The organism is Bradyrhizobium sp. SZCCHNR1043, from assembly GCF_032489675.1.
GTDB lineage: Bacteria > Pseudomonadota > Alphaproteobacteria > Rhizobiales > Xanthobacteraceae > Bradyrhizobium.
In genome coordinates this window covers 1-1309 of sequence record NZ_JAUEYN010000036.1, presented here as the reverse complement: position 1 = coordinate 1309, position 1309 = coordinate 1, and the positions used below count along the sequence as shown (strand labels likewise).

Annotated in this window: 1 protein-coding gene; it reads left to right on the top strand. The window is 66.3% G+C overall.

Annotated features, from left to right (window positions below):
* Positions 1-86 precede the first annotated feature (86 nt).
* Positions 87-1289 carry an integrase core domain-containing protein gene (locus QX039_RS33030; protein ID WP_315774330.1) on the top strand — a complete coding sequence of 401 codons (1203 nt, stop codon included), beginning with the start codon at positions 87-89 and terminating at the stop codon, positions 1287-1289.
* The last annotated feature ends 20 nt before the right edge of the window (positions 1290-1309 follow it).

The window sequence follows — 1309 nt, the reverse complement described above, 5'->3', positions numbered from 1 at the left end:
GGTATGAACCGGGCTGAGTCCTGACAATTCAGACCGGGTTGATTCCTGACAGGCAAGCTTCGTCCGATTCGAAGGAGGATCGGTCGATGCCTTTCAGGGAGAGCAGTCCTGTGGAGCAGCGTATCGGGTTGTTTCGGGAGTACGACACGGGAGCTTTTTCGGTGACGGAGCTGTGCGCGCGGCACGGCATCAGCCGGGAGACGTTCTACGTTTGGGAGCGCCGCCGCGCGAGCGGGGATCCGCAGTGGTTCGAGGAGAAGAGCCACGCCGTGCAGAACTGCCCGCACGCCACAGCGGACCGGCTGGCACGGCGCATCATCGCAACACGACGACGGTTTCCGCATTTTGGCCCCAAGAAGATCAAGGCCTGGCTCGCGCGCGAGCGGCCGGAGGTCGACTGGCCGGCGGCCTCGACGATCGGCGACCTCCTGAAGCGTGAAGGCCTGGTCGAAGCGCGGCCACGCCGACGTCGGGCGATCGCGCAAGGCGAGCTGATCACGCCGGCGGAGGGCCCCAATGACGAGTGGGCGATCGACTTCAAAGGCTGGTTCCGCACTGGCGATGGCACGCGCTGCGATCCGCTCACCATCACCGATGCGGCGAGCCGCTATCTCATCGAGGTGCGCATTGTCGATCCGACCTGGGCTGGCGTGAAGGGCGCTCTGGAGCGCGTTTTCAAGGATATCGGCCTTCCCGACGCGATCCGCTCCGACAATGGAGTACCGTTCGGATCGACGGGAGCTGGCGGCCTTTCGGCGCTCTCGGTGTGGTGGCTCAAGCTCGGCATCGAGCCACGCTACATCCCACCAGCGAGCCCGCAGGACAACGGCCGGCACGAGCGCATGCACCGCACGCTGAAGGCCGAGACGTCGAAGCCACCGGCAGACACGGCCGCCGAGCAGCAGCGACGCTTCGACGCCTTTCGCCGCCACTTCAACGAGGAGCGGCCGCACGAGGCGCTCGACCAGGTGGCCCCCGTCAAGCTCTGGCGCAGGCCGGTGCGCTTCATGCCAGACCGTCTCGATGATCCCTGGTACGACGCCGATCACGAGGTCCGCCGCGTGCGTCCCACCGGGGACATCAAATGGCAAGGCGAGCACGTCTTCGTTGGCGAAGCGCTCGCCGGCGAACTCATCGGCCTCGCCAAGCACGATACCGGCGGCCACATCGTCCGCTTCTGGGGCCGAGACCTCGGGCTGATCGACCGCGACCGCCGTTTCCTGCGCTTTGCTCCGCCGCGTGCGCGGCTCCGCGTCGCGCAGGAAACGGCGGAGACAACACAGCAGTGATCGAATAGTGTCAGGGATCA

Bases quoted from the DNA above. Each gene is read 5' to 3' on its own strand.
- QX039_RS33030 (WP_315774330.1), top strand. From the start codon at position 87: ATGCCTTTCAGGGAGAGCAGTCCTGTGGAGCAGCGTATCGGGTTGTTT.